Annotated in this window: 14 protein-coding genes; 13 read left to right on the top strand and 1 reads right to left on the bottom strand. The window is 61.9% G+C overall.

The features are described 5' to 3' along the window. Positions 1 to 10: 10 nt before the first annotated feature. The 13 genes from C9J49_RS04885 (at position 11) to C9J49_RS04830 (ending at position 17,468) form a co-directional block, all read left to right on the top strand. A complete protein-coding gene (locus C9J49_RS04885) occupies positions 11 to 2,401 on the top strand; it encodes a DNA/RNA helicase domain-containing protein (protein ID WP_107181686.1) in 2,391 nt (796 codons plus the stop codon). A gap of 107 nt (positions 2,402 to 2,508) precedes the next feature. Continuing rightward, on the top strand, positions 2,509 to 2,865 hold the full coding sequence (locus tag C9J49_RS04880; RefSeq protein WP_092523547.1) for a nucleotide pyrophosphohydrolase: 357 nt from the start codon (positions 2,509 to 2,511) through the stop codon (positions 2,863 to 2,865). Positions 2,866 to 3,084: 219 nt separating this feature from the next. Next, the gene (locus tag C9J49_RS04875) at positions 3,085 to 3,861 is read left to right on the top strand and encodes a type IV toxin-antitoxin system AbiEi family antitoxin domain-containing protein (protein ID WP_107181685.1); all 777 of its coding nucleotides are present in this window, start codon (positions 3,085 to 3,087) and stop codon (positions 3,859 to 3,861) included. Continuing rightward, positions 3,851 to 4,771, top strand: coding sequence for a nucleotidyl transferase AbiEii/AbiGii toxin family protein (locus tag C9J49_RS04870; RefSeq protein ID WP_107181684.1), 921 nt, complete (start codon positions 3,851 to 3,853; stop codon positions 4,769 to 4,771). The genes C9J49_RS04875 and C9J49_RS04870 overlap by 11 nt, the downstream gene beginning before the upstream one ends. Before the next feature lie 574 nt (positions 4,772 to 5,345). Continuing rightward, positions 5,346 to 6,548 carry an ABC-three component system protein gene (locus C9J49_RS04860; protein WP_220084847.1) on the top strand — a complete coding sequence of 401 codons (1,203 nt, stop codon included), beginning with the start codon at positions 5,346 to 5,348 and terminating at the stop codon, positions 6,546 to 6,548. Continuing rightward, positions 6,545 to 7,045, top strand: a complete 501-nt coding sequence (locus tag C9J49_RS16910) for a three component ABC system middle component (protein WP_146612965.1) — start codon at positions 6,545 to 6,547, stop codon at positions 7,043 to 7,045. Before C9J49_RS04860 ends, C9J49_RS16910 begins: the two co-directional genes overlap by 4 nt. Continuing rightward, positions 7,042 to 8,721: a DUF3732 domain-containing protein gene (locus tag C9J49_RS04855; RefSeq protein WP_220084846.1), complete on the top strand. Its 1,680-nt coding sequence runs from the start codon at positions 7,042 to 7,044 to the stop codon at positions 8,719 to 8,721. Before C9J49_RS16910 ends, C9J49_RS04855 begins: the two co-directional genes overlap by 4 nt. After that, a complete protein-coding gene (locus C9J49_RS17435; RefSeq protein ID WP_220084845.1) occupies positions 8,699 to 8,977 on the top strand; it encodes a DUF3732 domain-containing protein in 279 nt (92 codons plus the stop codon). Before C9J49_RS04855 ends, C9J49_RS17435 begins: the two co-directional genes overlap by 23 nt. A 562-nt stretch (positions 8,978 to 9,539) precedes the next feature. After that, a complete protein-coding gene (locus tag C9J49_RS04850; RefSeq protein ID WP_107181681.1) occupies positions 9,540 to 12,206 on the top strand; it encodes a bifunctional acetate--CoA ligase family protein/GNAT family N-acetyltransferase in 2,667 nt (888 codons plus the stop codon). 158 nt (positions 12,207 to 12,364) lie between these two features. After that, positions 12,365 to 13,213 carry an ABC transporter ATP-binding protein gene (locus tag C9J49_RS04845; RefSeq protein ID WP_246124652.1) on the top strand — a complete coding sequence of 283 codons (849 nt, stop codon included), beginning with the start codon at positions 12,365 to 12,367 and terminating at the stop codon, positions 13,211 to 13,213. Between the two features lie 4 nt (positions 13,214 to 13,217). Further along, on the top strand, positions 13,218 to 14,108 hold the full coding sequence (locus C9J49_RS04840) for an ABC transporter ATP-binding protein (RefSeq protein ID WP_046079099.1): 891 nt from the start codon (positions 13,218 to 13,220) through the stop codon (positions 14,106 to 14,108). Next, complete coding sequence (locus C9J49_RS04835; protein WP_258393777.1) at positions 14,105 to 15,661, top strand: ABC transporter substrate-binding protein; 1,557 nt, start codon at positions 14,105 to 14,107, stop codon at positions 15,659 to 15,661. Before C9J49_RS04840 ends, C9J49_RS04835 begins: the two co-directional genes overlap by 4 nt. 10 nt (positions 15,662 to 15,671) lie before the next feature. Beyond that, positions 15,672 to 17,468: an ABC transporter permease subunit gene (locus C9J49_RS04830; RefSeq protein WP_107181720.1), complete on the top strand. Its 1,797-nt coding sequence runs from the start codon at positions 15,672 to 15,674 to the stop codon at positions 17,466 to 17,468. Positions 17,469 to 17,526: 58 nt separating this feature from the next. On the opposite strand, the gene C9J49_RS04825 is transcribed toward C9J49_RS04830, so the two are convergent. Further along, the gene (locus tag C9J49_RS04825) at positions 17,527 to 17,958 is read right to left on the bottom strand and encodes a hypothetical protein (RefSeq protein ID WP_107181678.1); all 432 of its coding nucleotides are present in this window, start codon (positions 17,956 to 17,958) and stop codon (positions 17,527 to 17,529) included. Positions 17,959 to 17,960: the final 2 nt, after the last annotated feature.

The following is a 17,960-nucleotide window of genomic DNA, read 5'->3' as shown; positions in this document are numbered from 1 at the left end:
TTTTTCATCAATGCTGGTCTACAACGCCACCAAGCAGCAGTTCATCGACGATGTGCGAGCCAACGTCATCAGTGATGCCATCGAGAACGAGGTGGCGCGCAAGCTGAATCGCAACTCCCCGCCCAGTGAAGTGACCTCCTGGGAACATTCCCTGCGCTTCATGATGAGCGCGCTGCTGGACGAGGCGATTCCCGCCTCGGCGGGGGTGGCCATCGAGTACAACATTCCGCTGACCAATCGCCGCGTGGACTTCATCCTGACCGGCAAGAACCACCAGCGGGACGATGCGGCGGTCATCGTGGAACTGAAACAGTGGCAGTCCGTCGAGGTGACGAAAAAGGATGCCATCGTGCGCACCCAGCTGGGCGGCGGCGTACGCGAGACCAACCATCCGTCGTATCAGGCGTGGTCCTATGGCGCGCTGATCGAGGACTACAACGAGACAGTACGCTCCGAGTCGATCCGCCTGGTGCCCTGTGCCTACCTGCACAACATGAAGCAGGGGAACGCCATCAATGATCCCTTCTACGAGCACCACACGCGCCGTGCCCCGGTCTTCATCTCGCAGGATGCCTTGAAGCTCTCGGAGTTTCTGAGCCAGCACATCAAGTACGGCGACAGCAACGACATCATGTATCGCATCGAGCACGGTGTGATCAAGCCGAGCAAGAACCTGGCAGATGCCCTGTCCTCGATGATGCAGGGCAACGCCGAGTTCCTGATGATCGACGACCAGAAGCTGGTCTATGAAACCGCCATCGATCTTGCGCACCGCGCAGGCAGCGGCAACAAGCAGTGCCTGATCGTCAAGGGCGGCCCGGGCACCGGCAAGTCGGTGGTGGCCATCAACCTGCTGGTGGAGCTGACGAAGCGTGAGATGATGACGCAGTACGTGTCGCGCAACTCGGCCCCGCGTGAGGTCTTCAAGAAGAAGCTGACCGGGACGCGCAAGAAGAACCACATCGACAACCTGTTCAAGGGCTCGGGCAGCTACGTCAACGCAGAGCCGGATACCTTCCATGCGCTGATCGTCGATGAGGCGCACCGCCTGAACGAGAAGTCCGGCATGTATCAGAACCTGGGCGAGAGCCAGATCAAGGAGGTGATCGCTGCGTCACGCTTCTCGATTTTCTTCATCGATGAAGCGCAGCGCGTGACGCTGAAGGACGTCGGAACGGTCGAGGAGATCCGGCGGCGTGCGGCCGAGTGCGGCGCCGATGTCCACGAGCTCGAGCTGGCGTCGCAGTTTCGCTGCAACGGCTCGGATGGCTATCTGGCCTGGCTCGATCACGCCCTTCAGATTCGCACCACGGCCAACACCGACCTGGAGGACATCGACTACGACTTCCAGGTGTTCGATGACCCGAGTGCCATGCGCCGGGCGATTCTCGAAAAGAACCGAAAGGCCAACAAGGCACGGATGGTGGCGGGCTACTGCTGGCCCTGGGCGAGCAAGAAGGACAAGCACGCCATGGACATCGTGTTTCCCGAACATGGCTTCGCGGCCCAGTGGAACCTCGATGACGACGGCATGCTGTGGGCGATCGCCGATGGATCAGCAGAGCAGGTCGGCTGCATCCACACCTGCCAGGGGCTCGAGTTCGACTACGTCGGCGTCATCATCGGCGACGACTTCGTGATTCGTGACGGTCGCGTGGTGACAGACGCGGCCAAGCGGGCAGGGCAGGACCGTTCGGTGCATGGCTACAAGAAGATGCTCAAAGAGCAGCCCGAGCATGCCCGTGCCCTGGCGGACCAGATCATCAAGAACACCTATCGCACGCTGATGACGCGGGGCCAGAAGGGCTGTTACGTCTATGCCACGGACCCCGAGACCCGCGAGTACTTCGCGGCCTTCGCTCGTTCGCAGGCAGCCACCGAGCATACCGATCTGGCTGAAGAGGCCGAGACACTGGATGGCTTGCACCTTCCCATCGTGACGCGTGATCAGGCCGCGCCGTTCGAGCGCCATGTGCCCGTGTACGACCTGAGCATCGCCGCCGGCGAATTCAGCGAGATGCAGATCGCCGACGCCGAGCACTGGGTCGAGCTGCCGGACTTCATGCGGGCAAGCCCCGATCTGTTCGTCAGCCGGGTGGTGGGTGAGTCGATGAACCGGCGCATTCCCAATGGCGCTTGGTGTCTGTTTCGTGCCAACCCAGGCGGCACGCGGCAGGGCAAGGTCGTCGTGGTGCAGCATCGCGCCATCGAGGACCCGGACCACGGCGGCAGCTTCACGATCAAGCTGTACCAGAGCGAGAAGATCGAGGAGTACGGCGAGTTCGTGAACCAGCGCATCGTGCTGAAGCCCCAGACCAATGCCTTCGGCTACAAGGACATCGTGCTCGAGGACGAGCTTGAGGACCTGAAGGTCATCGGGGAATTCCTCTCCGTGCTGTGAGCGAGTGGGCGGCCGGATGGTCGCCTATGCCGATGCTGGCTGGATAGCGAGCGGCAGAGCAGGCATGCTCACCGCTATCCGATACCGCAGAACCAGGTGAGCCCTAGATGTCAGACCCGTTCAAGCAGCTCCGCGACGCCATGGACCAGTTCGCCACCGAGCGTGACTGGGATCAGTTCCACTCGCCTAAGAACCTGGCCATGGCGCTGACGGTGGAGGCAGCTGAGCTGCAGGAATGTTTCCAGTGGCTGACCGAGGTGCAGTCCAGGGAGCTGGATGAGCAGCAATTGGCCGCCGTGCGCGATGAGATTGCCGATGTTCAGCTTTATCTTATCCGGCTGGCGGGCAAGCTGGACGTGGATATCGAAGCGGCATGCCGGGCGAAGATGGAGAAGAATGCGGAAAAATATCCCGCCGACCAAGTGAAGGGAAGTGCGAAAAAATACACGCACTATCAGGATTGACGTGATGTGTGGCCACTTTGTCCCCCTGCAGCGGCCTTCTCAGCCTGGCTTCGTCCCTCAAGCTTCCTCCCGCTGAATTCGGCTCAAGCAGGGCCGGAGACTCGGCTTAGGTTTAAATTCTTCGCAAAAAGCGGCCTTTAATGGCGTTTCTGTGCTTGAAGATAAACCAGCTTGGTTTATTCTTCACTCTGAAGACGGAATTTAAGGCCGCTTTTTTACGTGAAAATAAACCAGCTGCTGCACAAGATCCCGTATGGCGCCGTGGTGACGACCGCCTGGCTGGCGTCACACGGCGTCAACTCGGATCAGGCGCGTAAGCTGGCCAGCAGTGGCTGGCTGCAACGCGTGGGGCACGGCGCCTACTGCCAAGCGGGGGAGCCTCTTACCTGGGAGAGCGCTGTTTTCGCCTTGCAGGCGAGCGACGACACGGGCTTACCACCGCTTTGGCCGGGTGGCCAGACTGCCCTCGCACTGCATGGCTTTTCCCACTACCTGCACATGGGGGAGCGCACGACGCACCTGTATCGCAAGGAAGCCGTTCGGCTGCCCCGTTGGTTGAGTGATGCCGAGTGGGCAGGGCGGATGATGCTTCACTCCGAAAAGGGCCTGTCGGTGCAGCTTCCCGGCAGCTTCACGGACTACGCGCCGGATGGCAGGGCCTTCAGCTTGCAGGTATCGACCCCCGAACGAGCGGTCCTGGAGTGGATCGCCGCGACGCCGAATGAGCTGCTGTTCAGCAGTGAGCTGGTCGACACCTTCGGCGGGCTCAATACGCTGCGTCCGCGCCGGCTGCAGGCATTGCTGGAGGGATGCCGTTCGGTGAGAACCAAGCGGGCCTTCCTGGTGCTGGCTCGCCACGCCGGGCATGCCTGGTACGCTCGCCTGGAACCACGCCGACTGAATCTCGGCAAAGGCAAGCGGCAGCTCTGCCAAGGCGGCAAGCTGGATAGGGAATATCACGTGACGGTGCCGGAGGCGTTCCTGCATGCCGATTGAAGTTCGCTACCACGAACAGGTCAGTCTGTTGGTCTCGCTGCTGCCATTTCTCAATGAAGAGCCGTGCTTCGCCCTCAAGGGAGGCACGGCCATCAACCTTTTCGTGCAGCCATTACCTCGCCTATCGGTCGACATCGACCTGGCCTACTTGCCACTGGAGCCCCGTGACGAGGCACTGCGACGCTGTCGCGAGGCGCTGCAGCGACTGGCAGAAACTTTCAGCGCCCGACTGCCAGGTGTGCGGGCCGAGCTTCAGGATAATCGCCGAGACGAGCTCAGGATCCTGGTGCGCCGAGGGCGTAGCCAGGTGAAGGTAGAGGTGTCGCCGGTGCTGCGTGGCACTCTGCACCCGCCCCAGGAGCGCGATGTCGTTGAAGCCGTGGAGGACGAGTACGGCTTTGCTGCGGTGCAGGTGGTGTCACTGCCGGACCTGTATGGCGGCAAGATCTGCGCCGCGCTGGATCGCCAGCACCCCCGGGATCTTTTCGATGTGAAGCTGCTGTTGAACCAGGGCAGCCTGGATCGAAGCGTATTCGAAGGCTTCCTGGTCTATCTGCTGGGGCACCCGAGGCCCTTGAACGAAGTGATCAACCCACGGCTGAAAGCGTTGGATGATGTCTACCGACAGGAGTTTGTCGGGATGGCCAGGGTTGACCTTCCATTGCAGGAGCTGGAGAGCGTCCGCGATGAGCTGCTATCGCGGCTGGGGCAACTGATGACGGACGAGGATGTTCGCTTTCTTCTGTCCTTCAAGCAGGGGGCGCCTGACTGGACGCTGCTTCCGCTGGCGGGCGTGGATCGGCTGCCTGCCGTGCGCTGGAAGCTAGCCAATATCCAGAGGATGGGGGCTGACAAGCACCGTCAGTCACTAGAGCTATTGGAGCAGGCCTTGGGCGGGCTTCGCCGATGATGCGGCATGCCCTGGCAGTTTAACGGCCTAAGTCGACTTCTCCTTATATCGTTTAAACGCTAGGCTGTTACGCATAATTACGACACGCGCAGGGGATGACACATGGCGAACAGCAGGGAAGCTCAGTTCCAGCGGGACATCATCGAGGCCATAACGGCCTATGGCTGGGAGGTCGGCATAGCCGGCGGCTGCGAATATACGGGGGAGGAGGTCAGCGAGTTTGATTTCACTCACTATCATCCCACCAAGCGAAATGAGAATCGTATGCGCCAAGAGAGGATGAAGGCTACTACGGCCTCACCCCGGTCAGCGAGGTGGGCTCCGGCAAGCCTCACGACCCTGAGAAGCAGCGCTTGGCCGGGACTATCGACTGGCTCAACGACTTCTAGGGCGCCGAGGTGAGCGACCACGAGAAGCTCAGCATGCCGCTGCTGGAGGCTGAGGATTTGCACTTTTGATCCTTAAGCCTTTGCATAGTGATAAGGACGAAATGAAAAGCCAAGTTAATGAGTCGCTGATTTAAGGTCGAGTAAAGGCTTGTTATCAGGCACATAAAACTTGACAGGGGTGAATGGTGAGTGATTTTACGAGCTTCGATGCAACATCTTCTTTTGTCGGATATCTTTATCAAGTTAGATATGCTTTGTTGTTGGCTTTAAAAAAAATTGATGATGTTGATGATCCGGACAACTGTTTCATTTCCATAGAAAAGCTTGATGATGTCGCGTTTGAAGAGTCGGGCACGTCATCTGAACTGCTTCAGATGAAGCATCATACGAAAGCGGGGAATATAACAGACCGTAGTCAAGATATCTGGAAGACAGTCAGAGTATGGTCTGAGTTTGTAGCGAGCTCAAATGAATTAGAGAGCGCAGTGTTTTCTCTTGTAACAACAGAAGTGGCTGCAGAATCTACCATTGCAGAGTTTTTGAGCTGTGATAAAGATAAGCGCAACCCAGGCTTGGCTCTAGAAAGAATGAGGAGTATTTCTCAGGAAACAAAAAGCGAAACAAATAAAAAAGCTTATGAGGCTTTTTGTTCTCTTGAGCCATGGCAGCAAAACAAGCTAGTCAGTTCGATTTATATCATTGGTTCTTCGCCAAACATAGTGGATATTAGGCATCTTCTGCTTAAAAAATTAAGGTCAGCAGTCTTTGCTGACTATGTCGACCCGTTTCTGACGCGGCTTGAGGGAAAATGGTTTTCGCGTATTATCGATATATTTTGCTCAAGTGATGAAGATGTGATTTGTTTGAGCGAAGTTTTAGATGTAATGGACGATTTAAGAAATCAGTTCTTGCCAAGCAATTTGCCGGCAGACTTTAGTGATGCTATTCCTACTAATATAGATCTTGATAGAGATGCAAGGAGGTTCTTAGAGCAGTTGCGCTTGATTGGGGCTAGCAACAGAGTTTTGACGACTGCTGTTATAAACTTCTATCGTGCTTATGAGCAAAGGTCACGCTGGTCTAAAGATAATCTTTTACGCCCCGGAGAGATAAAGAAATATCTAGATAGGCTGAAGGATGAGTGGGAGAACTATTATGGTTTGTTAGAGATGGAGTATGATTTTTCTCAAGAACAACAAATGGTGAATTTTGGTGCAAAGCTGTATTCAAAATGTCAGTTGGAGGCGGTGATTCCTATTCGGTCTGAATTTTCTGAGCCTTATGTTGCCAGGGGTAGTTACAATACTTTGGCTGATGACTTGGCAATAGGGTGGCACCCGGATTATCAAAGTTATTGTGGGTCAGGCAAGAGTGAGGGAGTTGCATGATGCACAATGAAGAGCTGTTTTCTGAAGAAGAATTTTCATTGTTTAATCCTGCTTTCACTGGGTTTAATTTATATCATGGTGTTAGGGAATTTTGTTCAGTTGATGGTTCTGGTATGCATTGCGCACTTCCGTTTATATTGATACCTATGTCTCTCAATGTTTCTATTAATAGCATGTTGCCAAGTACTTATAGAACTCCAATTTCATCTTGGGTTGCGAGTAATGAAGGACTTCTAGCTACCTTTTCTCTGCAGGCTGAGTCCTATATACCTATAGTTAGATCTGCTTTCGAATTCTTGCTTTCGTATGACTTGATACGACTTTCTAGCTCTGGAAGCTTCCTTTTGGGAGAGGAGTCTTTACCAGTTAATCCCAGACTTTTTAACCAAAGTCATGACATGAAAAGTGCTTTAAAAGCTTCTCGATTTCTAGGAAAGTGGTTTGCTCACGCACAATCAGCTGAAACAATATATGCCCAATTCGGTGTTAAGCCATGAGTATGCAAATAAAAGCCATATCGCTTTACGGAAAAAACCATGAGCGCCGTGATGTCATACTAAATCCGCACAAGGTTAATATCATAACAGGTGCCTCTAAAAAGGGTAAATCTTCACTAATAGACATAGTCGAATATTGTCTTGGGTCCAGTGAATGTAATGTTGCGAAAGGGCGTATCACTGAGACAGTGTCTTGGTACGCTGTAAAGCTACAGTTTCCAGATTCTCAAGTATTTATTGCACGTTCAGCACCTCTCGAAGGGCAAAAGTCAAGCACGTCATGCCACTTGTTAGTCGCGAAAGAAGTGAGCATTCCAAGCTTTGGTGAGCTTGAAAGTTCAACCAATGTTGATGCCGTAGTGAAATTTTTGACGAGCAAGGTTGGAATAGCTGAGAATGTCACTGAAGTTCCTGAAAATCAGACTCGTAACAATATTCATATAGGTTTTAAGCATTCTCGTTTTTATCTCTTCCAGAGTCAGGATGAGATAGCCAATAAACGAACACTTTTTCATCGTCAAGCTGAGCCACATATCCCACAGGCTATTAAAGATACGCTTCCCTATTTTATGGGAGCAGCTGAGGATGACAGGCTAGCAGAGTTGGATAACCTTAGGAGCTTAAAGCGTGAACGTACGAGGCTACTTAAACGTATTAAGGAAGTTGAGAGCCTAAGAGGAGATGGCTTGCAGAGAGGTTATGCTCTCCTTGCAGAAGCAGCTAACATTGGGTTGGCTACAACTAATGTAGTGGCTGGTGATGACCAAGTGATTGACGCGTTAAAAGATATTGCTTATGGGAGACAAAAAGTAATAGAAGAACAAGAAATAGGAGATGGTGGTTATTTGGATGTCGAGTTAAAGTATAAAAAGTTAGCCGAGGAGAAAAAGGTAGTTCGTGCAAAGCTTAAAGATGCTGAACATTATTCTTCGACTATGAGTGGCTTTGAGGGGGCGATACAAGAGCAATATCTTAGGTTAAAGTCCATTGGTTTATACAAAAATTCTAAGTCACGTCTTGTTGCATCAGATGGCGAGATTGGTGAAGAAGATTCAGTTGAATCTATTATTTATAAGTCAATTAATAGTCTCAGTGACAAGCTAGAGGGTGTGAATCGTAACCGCCCTAGGCTTGTCTCCTATATCAGTAGTTTGCGGGAAAGGGATGCACAGCTTGCTCAAGAGATAAAGAGGCATAGAGGGGCTCTTGAGTCAATGCGGCAGCAAGAAGCAGATGCTTTAGAGAAGGCGACCTTAGAAGAAAGGCGTTCCCGTGTAGCTGGACGTATATCCTTGTATGTTGAAAGTGTGGACTTCGGTGAAGAGGATTTGCCGTCTCTTAAATCTCATCTTGAAACACTCACCGGTGAAATTTCTTCCCTTGAAGAAAAGCTTGACCCTGCCCTTCTTAAAGAAAGATTAGACTCACAGCTAAGCTGTGTAAGTGAAGATATGACAAGGTGGGCGAGAGAACTAGGGCTTGAGCATAGTGAGTATCCTATCAGGTTGGATGCATCGGCGCTCACTGTGGTTGCAGAAACTCCTATGGGGCGAACACCTCTAAATCGTATGGGAAGCGGCGAGAATTGGATTGGCTATCATTTGGTTGCGTATCTTGCTCTAGCTAAGTGGTTTATAGAGCAAAATAGGCCAGTTGGGAGGTTTATTTTTTTTTGATCAGCCAACACAGGTATATTTCCCTTCAGAAAAATCAGTAACTGGTAGTCTTGATGAAATAGAAAAAGATGAAGATCGTGAGGCCGTAAGAAAAATGTTCGAGTGGATCTTCAAGACTGTGGGTGAACTATCGCCCGGCCTCCAAGTTATTATTACAGACCATGCCGATATTGATGCGAAGTGGTTTCAAGATGCTGTAGTTGATAATAAGTGGCGAGGGGATGAGGCACTAATCCCGCTTCATTGGTACCGATAGGAAGATATGAATATATAACTAACGCTGGGGCGAAATTTGTTGACTACCAAGCGAATGCCATCATATCACAATCAGTGATTGGGAGTGCTGGGAGGGGTGCTCCCTCCCAGTCTTATTCTTTATACAACATCACGCTGTTAACTTTTTATTCATTGTTTCGTCCATCCAGCAGTACACTCGTGGTACACACACCAGCTTCCTGTGTTATCCTCAACTTTCGCTAACCTACTGATTACAAAGAACTGTACCTTTCGCTCGATTACGGTTGCTTTTCCTTGTGTGTCAGTAACTTATTGACTTGCAAGCGAACTCATAATCCCTTGGTCGCTGGTTCGAGTCCAGCTGGGCCCACCATCCTCGAAGTCCTCGGGTGCATGACTCCGGTGCTTCAAGAAGTCTCTCGTTGTTATCGTGGCGTCTCACCGCTACGCCCTCCGCTTGACTTCCGTCACCTCGCCGTCGTCGGCGCTTCCTATACTCGGGGATGGCCCGCCGCCCGGCGGGCGCGTTCCGTGGCGTGCATCCCGCGCCCGGGCCCATCGCCGACCGAGCGGAGATATCGATGTCGATTCGCAACCTGGATGCGCTGTTCCACCCGTCTTCCATCGCCCTGATCGGGGCCAGCAACCGGCCGGGGTCCGTGGGTGCGGTGCTGGCTCAGAATCTCTACTCGTCGGGCTTCGAGGGGCCGATCCTCACAGTTAACCCGCACGAGCGGGCGATTCGCTCGAGCCTCAACTACCACAGCGTCGCCGAGCTGCCGCTGGCGCCGGACCTGGCCATCATCGCCACGCCGCCGAAGAGCGTGCCGGGGCTGGTGCATGAACTGGGCGAGCGCGGCTGCCGTGCGGCGGTGGTGATCACGGCGGGCTTCGGCGAGGGCGGCCACGCCGAGGGTCAGGCGCTGGAGCAGGCGGTGCTGGATGCCGCCAGGCCATATCTGATGCGCATCGTCGGGCCCAACTGCCTGGGCATCCTGGTGCCGCATCGCGGCATCAACGCCAGCTTCGCCCACCTCACGCCGCCGCCGGGGGAGCTGGCCTTCGTCACCCAGTCCGGCGCGGTGGCCACCGCGATTCTCGACTGGGCCAAGACCCGCGACATCGGCTTCTCCCACGTGGTCTCGCTGGGCGCGATGAGCGACGTCGACTTCGGCGACATGCTCGACTACCTGGCCCTCGACCCGAAGACGCGGGCCATCCTGTTCTACGTCGAGGCGATCACCGACGTGCGCAAGTTCCTGTCGGCGGCGCGCACCGCCTCGCGCAACAAGCCGGTGGTGGTGGTCAAGGCGGGGCGCAGTGCCGCCGGCGCCAAGGCGGCGCTGTCGCACACCGGCGCGCTGGCCGGCTCCGATGCCGTCTACGATGCGGCCTTCCGTCGCGCGGGCATGCTGCGGGTCGACTCCCTCGACGAGCTGTTCCAGGCCGCGGGCACGCTGGCTACCGGCATCCGCATCAAGGGCGACCGGCTGGTCATTCTCACCAACGGCGGCGGCATCGGCGTGCTGGCGGCGGACGCGCTGGAGGGCCTGAACGGCCAGCTGGCCGAGCTCTCCGAGCCGGCGATGGCACGGCTGGACGAGGTGCTGCCCCAGGCCTGGTCGCGGGGCAATCCGCTCGACATTCTCGGCGACGCCCCGGGCGAGCGGTACGCCAAGGCCCTGGAGGCGCTGCACGATGCCGGCGATGCCAACGCGCTGCTGGTGATCAACTGCCCCACGGCGGTGGCCGACCGCATGGAGGCGGCGCGGGCGGTGGTCGAGTCGCTCGGCCCGCGCCATTCGCCGATCCTGACCTGCTGGCTGGGCGACGCCTCGCCGACGGCGGCCCGGCGGCTGTTCGCCGAGCACCGGATTCCCACCTATGAGACGCCGGAGCAGGCCATTCGCGCCTTCTGGCACCTGCATCAGTACTGGCGCAGCCAGCAGGCGCTGATGGCCACGCCGCCGGCGATCACCGAGCGCGTGAGTATCGACCGCGCCCGGGCCGAGGCGGTCATCGAGGCCGTGCGCACCGAGGGCCGCCGGGTGCTCACCGAGCCCGAGGCGGCGGAGGTGCTCGCGGCCTACGGCATTCCCACCGTGCCCGCGCGCCGGGTGGAAACGCCCGAGGAGGCCGGCGAGGCGGCTCGGGCGCTGGGCCTGCCGGCGGCGTTGAAGATCGTCTCGCGGGACATCTCGCACAAGTCCGACATGGGCGGCGTGCAGCTGAACCTGGCCTCGCCGGAGGCGGTGACCCAGGCCGCCGAGGACATGCTGGCGGCGATCCGCGACAAGGCGCCGGAGGCGCGGCTGGACGGCTTCAATGTGCAGCCGATGATCCGCCGCCCCGGCGCCCACGAGCTGATCCTCGGCATCGCCGAGGACCCGGTGTTCGGGCCGATCCTGATGTTCGGCCAGGGCGGCACGGCGGTGGAGGTGATCGGCGACCGGGTGATCGGCCTGCCGCCGCTCAACCCGCTGCTGGCCCGCGACATGATCGAGTCGACCCGGGTCTCGCGGCTGCTGCACGGCTATCGCGACCGGCCGGCGGTGGACCTCGAGGCGCTGACGCTGGCGCTGGTGAAGCTCTCCCAGCTGGTCGGCGACCTGGCGAGCGTGGCCGAGCTCGACATCAACCCGCTGCTGGCCGACGCCGACGGGGTGATGGCGCTGGACGCGCGCATCGTGATCCGTCTGGCCGGCGAGGCGCGCCCGCCGATGGCGATCCGCCCCTATCCCCAGCAGCTCGAGGAGCTGATCGAGACCCGAAGCGGCACGCGCTACCGGCTGCGCCCCATCCGGCCCGAGGACGAGGCCGCGCTGGTCGAGATGCTGCGCCATTCCTCGGCGGACGACGTGCGGCTGCGCTTCTTCGCCGCCATCCGCCGCTTCGATCACGCCTTCGCCGCGCGGCTGACGCAGATCGACTACGACCGCGAGATGGCCTTCGTCGCGCTGCCGCCGGACGGCGCGGAGATCGCCGGGGTGGTGCGGCTGTCCGCCGACCCGGACAAGGAGCGCGCCGAGTTCGCGATCATGGTGCGCAGCGACATGAAGGGCACCGGGCTCGGCTACCGGCTGATGCAGCGCGTGCTCGACTACGCCCGCGAGATGGGCGTGCGCGAGGTCTTCGCCGACATCCTGCGCGTCAATCACGCCATGCGGAAGATGGCCGAGGAGCTGGGCTTCACCACCGAGGCCCGCGACGACGACGCGGAGACCGTGACCGTCTCGCTCACGCTCTGAGCATCATCGAGCGCTGCAAGGCATGTTCTGCCGACGCGACTGCCGGCGTTGCGGCATCGCGATGAAGGTGCGCGTCATGCGAGCTCGCTGATGGTTTTCACCAAAGACGTTATGTTATAACCTTCCGCCTTTCGCGAATGGCGAGACAGGAGCATGACGTGACATCACCGGCATACGACCCCGTCCTCAGGGTGGACGACCTGCGCATCCGGCTCGGCCAGCGGCCGGTGGTGGAGGGCCTGTCGTTCGACGTCGAGGCGGGCGAGCGGGTCTGCCTGATCGGCCCGTCGGGCTCCGGCAAGTCGCTCACCGCCGGGGCCATCCTCGGCCTGACGCCGCCCGCGGCCCGCATCGACGGTACCATCCGCCTCAACGGCCTCGAGGTCGGCGGGCTGCGCGCGACCCGGCGGCCGGCGCTGGCCCGCGCCGGCATGGTGTTCCAGAACACCCAGGCCGCGCTCAACCCGCTGGTCAGCGTGGGCGCTCAGCTGCGCGAGCCCTTCCTGCGCTTCCACGGGCTCTCGCGCCGTGAGGCGCAGCGAGCGGTCGTCGCGCTGCTGGGGCGGATGATGATCGCCGAGCCCGAGCGGGTCGTGCGGCGCTCGCCGGCGGAACTCTCCGGGGGGCAGCGCCAGCGGGTCTGTCTGGCGCTGGCGCTGGCCTGCCGGCCGTCGTTGATCGTCGCCGACGAGCCCACCACGGCGCTCGACGTGCTGACCCAGGCCGAGGTGCTGTCGCTGCTGCGCGAGACCACGGGCACTGCCGACACCCCCGCGCTGCTGTTCATCTCCCACGACATGGCCGCCGCCTCGCGGCTGTGCGAACGCGCACTGGTCCTCGACGGCGGCCGGCTGGTGGAGCAGGGGCCGTTGGCCGACATCATTGCCGCGCCGCAGCATCGCTTCTCCCGCGAGCTGGTCGCGGCGCTGGGCAACCGCGAGTTCCTCCCGGCGTCGGCCGAGCCCCAGCGTCAGATGGAAGAGCCGCGGCTGCGGGCCGTGGGATAACCCTATGACGACGATGCCCGAACTCAACGACGACGGCTCGCTGCTGCGGATCTCCGGGGTCAGCAAGCGAATGCCCGGGCCCCGCCGCTGGTGGGGCGGGCGGCAGTGGCGCCACACCCTGCGCGACATCGACTTTCGCCTGCACCCCGGCGAGCTGATCGGCCTGGCCGGGGTATCCGGCGCCGGCAAGTCGACGCTGCTGAACCTGATGCTCGGCCTGACCCGGGCCGACGGCGGCGAGATCGTCTGCCAGGGGCGGCGCATCGCCCCGGGCTCCGCGCGCTCGCTGCGCTGGTACCGTCGCGCGGTGCAATACATCCCTCAGGATCCGGCGGCCTCGCTGGACCCGCGCATGCGCGTCGGCGAGCTGGTCCGCGAGCCGCTGGTGCGGCTGGGCATCGAGGGCCCGCACGAGGCCCGGGTGGGCGAGGCGCTCGAGCAGGTCGGCCTGGACGGCGGTTATCTGATGCGCCGCCCGGCCGAGCTCTCCGGCGGCCAGGCCCAGCGGGTGGCCATCGCCCGCGCCATGGCCGTGCGCCCGCGGCTGCTGCTGGCCGATGAGCCACTCAGCGGCCTCGACCTGCCGCTCCAGGCCCAGGTGACCCGGGTGCTGAAGACGCTGCACCACGACGCCGGCATCGGCCTGCTGCTGATCTCCCATGACCTCTCGGTGGTCTGCCGGCTGTGCCAGCGCACCCTGGTGCTGGACGATGGCGCGATCATCGAGGATCGCCCCACCGAGGCGCTGTTCCGCGCGCCGGCGCACGAGCGTACGGCGGCGCTGATCCGAGCGGCGGCGATGCTGCCGGGCCAGGATCTTCCTCTCACTTCTTTACCTCCGAGTTCTCTTTCCGCCGCCACGCCGGCCCATCATTCCCAGGAGCTTGCCCCTTGAGCCTTCGTCCCTTGACCCTTCGCCACGCCCTGCCGCTTCCGTTCGCATTTCTCTCGCTGGCCCTGCTGGCCGGCTGCCAGCAGGAGGAATCGACCAATGATGAGCGCGCCAGTGAGAGCGCCGTCGAGACCGCCGATGCCGGCGATCGGCGCATCAAGGTCGCCATGCTGCAGCCGCCGCGCTCGGGGCTGAACCCGCTGACCGACGACGCCTTCAAGCTGTCGCGCTGGAGCACCGCCGAGACGCTGATCCGCCTCGATGACGACGGCAGCCCCGAGCCCTTCCTGGCCACCGAGTGGGAGCGGCTCGATCCACACAGCTGGCGCTTCACGATCCGCGATGACGTGACCTTCCACGACGGCACGCCGCTGACCGCCGAGCGCGTGGTGGCCTCGCTGACCGCCGCCACGAACGCCGCGCCCAAGCCGCGCATCCTCGACGGCGTGGACATGACGATCGAGGCCGACGGCGACCAGGCGGTGATCGTGCGCACCGCCGAGGCCGACCCGCTGGTGCCCAATCGGCTGTCCAGCCCGCAGCTGGCGATCCTGGCTGAGCGGGCCTATCGCGACAACGGCACCGTCAATCCGATCGAGGCCGGCACCGGGCCCTTCGTGCTCGAGGAGATCAACGGCACCCAGAGCGCGCGGCTCGACCGCTATGACGATTACTGGGGCGAGCGCGCCGAGCTTGCCGGCATCGACGCCGATTACGTGCCGGACGGCACGGCCCGGGGCGCGGCGCTGCGCACCGGCGAGGCCGACGTGGTCGAGGCGGTGCCGGTCTCCCAGGTCGCGCTGATCGATCCCGAGCTGATCCACGAGGTGCCGATGCCGCGCACCAACACGCTCTACCTCAACACCGCGTCCGGGCCGCTGGCGGAGCCGGCACTGCGCGCGGCGGCACGCGAGGCGGTCGACCGCGAGGCCATCGTGCGCACCGTCTACGAGGGCCGTGCCGACATCGCCAACGGCCTGCTGGGGCCGGCGCTGCAGTGGGCCGACGGGCTGCGCACGCCGGTGGAAGGGCGGCCCGAGGCCGCGGACCCGAACGGTGTCGCCATCACGCTGGGCACCTTCACCGACCGGGCCGAGCTGCCCGAGGTCGCGGTGCTGCTGGAGCAGCAGCTCGAGGCCGCGGGCTTCGACGTCCAGCAGGAGGTGCGCCAGTACGCGCACATCGAGTCGGACATGCTGGCCGGCGAGTTCGATGCCTTCATCCTGTCCCGGGCGACCATGCTCGATTCCGGCGATCCGGTGGCCTACATGTTCAGCGACTTCGCCTGCGAGGGCTCCTTCAACATCGCCCAGCTGTGCGATGCCGAGGTCGACGCGGCGCTGGAGAAGGCCGCCGATCTGGAACCGGGGCCGGAGCGCCGTCAGGCGATCATCGACGCCGAGGCGGCGATCCTCGCCACCGACGCCGCGGTGCCGATGCTCCACGAGCGCGTCATCCAGGGCGAGGCCACGCACGTCGCCGGCGCCGTGCGCGACCCGCGCGAGCGCGAGCTGATCAACGAGCACACCCGGTTCATCGACGATGGCGCCGAGTAAGGTCGCGAGCATGCCGGCGCGGCGCTCGGTGCGGGGCCTGTCGCGGGGTTTGTCGATAGAGTGGGGGGCGCTGCTGCCGACCCTGTCGCGGCTGCTCACCCTCGGCGGCGTGGTGGTGCTGGTGGGCCTGCTGCCGTGGCTCTCGGGGCGCGACCCGGCGCTCAGCATCCTGCGCGCCCGGGCCGGCGATCAGAACCCGACCCCGGAAGCGCTCGCCGCCATCCGCGAACAGCTGGGCCTGGCCATGGGGCCGCTCGAGAAGCTGCAGCACTGGTTCACCGGCCTGCTGCACGGCGACGCCGGTACCTCCTGGATCTCCGGTACCCCGGTGCTGCCGGGCCTGCTCGAAGCGACGGGCGTCTCGCTGACGCTGATGGCGGCGGCGCTGGTCGTGGCGCTTTCCACCGCGCTGCTGATCTGCCTGCCGGCCCTGCGTCGCGGCCTCGACGGTCGTCCGGCGCCGACTTCGGGAGCGATGGCCGCGGCCATCACCGCGCTGCCGGAGTTCCTGCTCGCGGCGCTGCTGCTGGTGGTGTTCGCGGCCTGGCTGCGCTGGCTGCCGCCGTATGGCTGGGGCGAGTGGCGCCACCTGGTGCTGCCGGCGCTGTCGCTGGGGCTGCCGGCCGGCGGCCTGCTGGGGCGGCTGTTCAGTGATGGACTGACCTCGGCCTTCGCCGAGCGCTGGGTCGCGACCTGGCACATGGCGGGCTTTACGCGGTGGCGCCTGGCGCTGGCCGCGCTCAAGCGCACCCTGCCGAGCCTGATGCCCCAGGTCGGGCTGGTGGTGGTGGGCCTGACCGGCGGGGCGATCGCCGTCGAGCAGGTGTTCTCGATTCCCGGCCTCGGCCGGGCCACGCTGGGTGCGGCCTCCGCCCAGGACCTGCCGGCGCTGCAGACCGGCATCCTGATCCTGCTGGCCATCGCGGTGGTGCTGGGCGGGCTCGCCAACCTCGGCCGCTCGCTGCTGCTGGGCCGGGCGATGCGGGCGGGCGCGGTGCCGATGGCGGCCCCGGTCGTCGGTGCCGGCCGCTGGCGCTGGCTCGTGCCGGCGGTGGCGGGCGCGCTGCTGCTTACGATCGTGCTGGCTGGGCTGTCTCGCGACCCGATGACCTCGGCCTACCTGCGCCTGCAGCCGCCGGGTCCGGGGCTGCCGCTGGGGGCCGACGGCATCGGTCGCGACATCCTCGCCCGAGTCAGCCACGGCGCGCTCTCGACCATGGGCATGGCGCTGGCCACGGTGCTGGTCACCTTCGTGCTGGGGCTCGCGATCGGGCTGATGCCGCGGCTGGCGGCCGGGCCCATCGAGGTCACCAACGCCACGCCGCCGGTGATCGCCGGGCTGATCGTGGCCGGCCTGATGGGGCCGAGCGCCGCCGGCGCGGTGATCGCGGTGACGGCCGTGAGCTGGGCGCCGCTGGCCGCGCATACCTCGGCGCTGGTCAGCGAGACCCTTGCCCAGCCCCACGTCCGCGTTACCCCGGTGCTCGGCGTCGGGCGCTGGCGGCTGCTGTCGCGCTACGTGCTGCCCGCGCTGGTCGGGCCGGTGTTCCGCCACGCCATGCTGCGCCTGCCGGGTACCGCGCTGGCGCTGGCCGCCCTCGGCTTCCTGGGGCTCGGCCCGCGGCCGCCGGCGCCGGAATGGGGGCTGTTGCTCGCCGACAGCATGCCCTACCTGGAGCGCGCACCTTGGGCGGTGCTGGTGCCATCGCTGGCGCTGGTGCTGATGTCGATCCTGGCGGTCTCGCTCTCCGGCCTGTGGCGCGGGCGCGAGGCCGGCGGAGCGGGCCAGGCGCCGCGGCCACACTGACGAAAAAAGGGGCCCCTCGGGGCCCCTTCGCCGTTTTCCGGCGGTCTTTTCGAGCGGCTTACTGTGCGGTGATGGTGGCCGTCACCAGGTTGCCGTCGATCTTGATCGGGCCGTCTTCCGAGGCGCCGAGGGTGTATTCGAAGATGCCGGTCTCCATGCCGCCTTCCTCGCCGTGGACCATCAGCATCAGCTGGTCGCCGACGCTGACATCCTCGGTGAGGATCGCGGTGACGTCCATGTTCTCGCCTTCCTTGAGCGGGGCGTGACCGACCACGGGGCCCGGTGCCATGCTGTCATCGGTGCGGTGCACCACCAGCCAGCCGTTGCTGCCCGCCATGACCTTTTCCGCGGTGACCGTGCCGCCGGCGACGGACTGGTCATCGGCCCAGACTTCCGGATGCATGTCGCCGTGCATTTCTGCCTGGGCCAGGGAAGCGCCGGTGAGCAGAGCGGCGGATACGAATGCGCTTGCCATGAACTTGGTCATCATCA

This window comes from Halomonas sp. SL1, assembly GCF_003030865.2.
Taxonomy (GTDB): Bacteria; Pseudomonadota; Gammaproteobacteria; order Pseudomonadales; family Halomonadaceae; genus Halomonas; species Halomonas halophila.
Note: the sequence above shows the minus strand (reverse complement) of the source record. Positions and strands in the feature narration are given on the sequence as shown.

Excerpts from the sequence above, each read along its gene's own strand:
- C9J49_RS04840 (WP_046079099.1), top strand. The coding sequence starts at position 13,218 with ATGACGACGATGCCCGAACTCAACGACGACGGCTCGCTGCTGCGGATC.
- C9J49_RS04880 (WP_092523547.1), top strand. The coding sequence starts at position 2,509 with ATGTCAGACCCGTTCAAGCAGCTCCGCGACGCCATGGACCAGTTCGCC.
- C9J49_RS04855 (WP_220084846.1), top strand. The coding sequence starts at position 7,042 with ATGAGTATGCAAATAAAAGCCATATCGCTTTACGGAAAAAACCATGAG.
- C9J49_RS16910 (WP_146612965.1), top strand. The coding sequence starts at position 6,545 with ATGATGCACAATGAAGAGCTGTTTTCTGAAGAAGAATTTTCATTGTTT.
- C9J49_RS04825 (WP_107181678.1), bottom strand. The coding sequence starts at position 17,958 with ATGATGACCAAGTTCATGGCAAGCGCATTCGTATCCGCCGCTCTGCTC.
- C9J49_RS04885 (WP_107181686.1), top strand. The coding sequence starts at position 11 with ATGCTGGTCTACAACGCCACCAAGCAGCAGTTCATCGACGATGTGCGA.
- C9J49_RS04870 (WP_107181684.1), top strand. The coding sequence starts at position 3,851 with ATGCCGATTGAAGTTCGCTACCACGAACAGGTCAGTCTGTTGGTCTCG.
- C9J49_RS04830 (WP_107181720.1), top strand. The coding sequence starts at position 15,672 with ATGCCGGCGCGGCGCTCGGTGCGGGGCCTGTCGCGGGGTTTGTCGATA.
- C9J49_RS04850 (WP_107181681.1), top strand. The coding sequence starts at position 9,540 with ATGTCGATTCGCAACCTGGATGCGCTGTTCCACCCGTCTTCCATCGCC.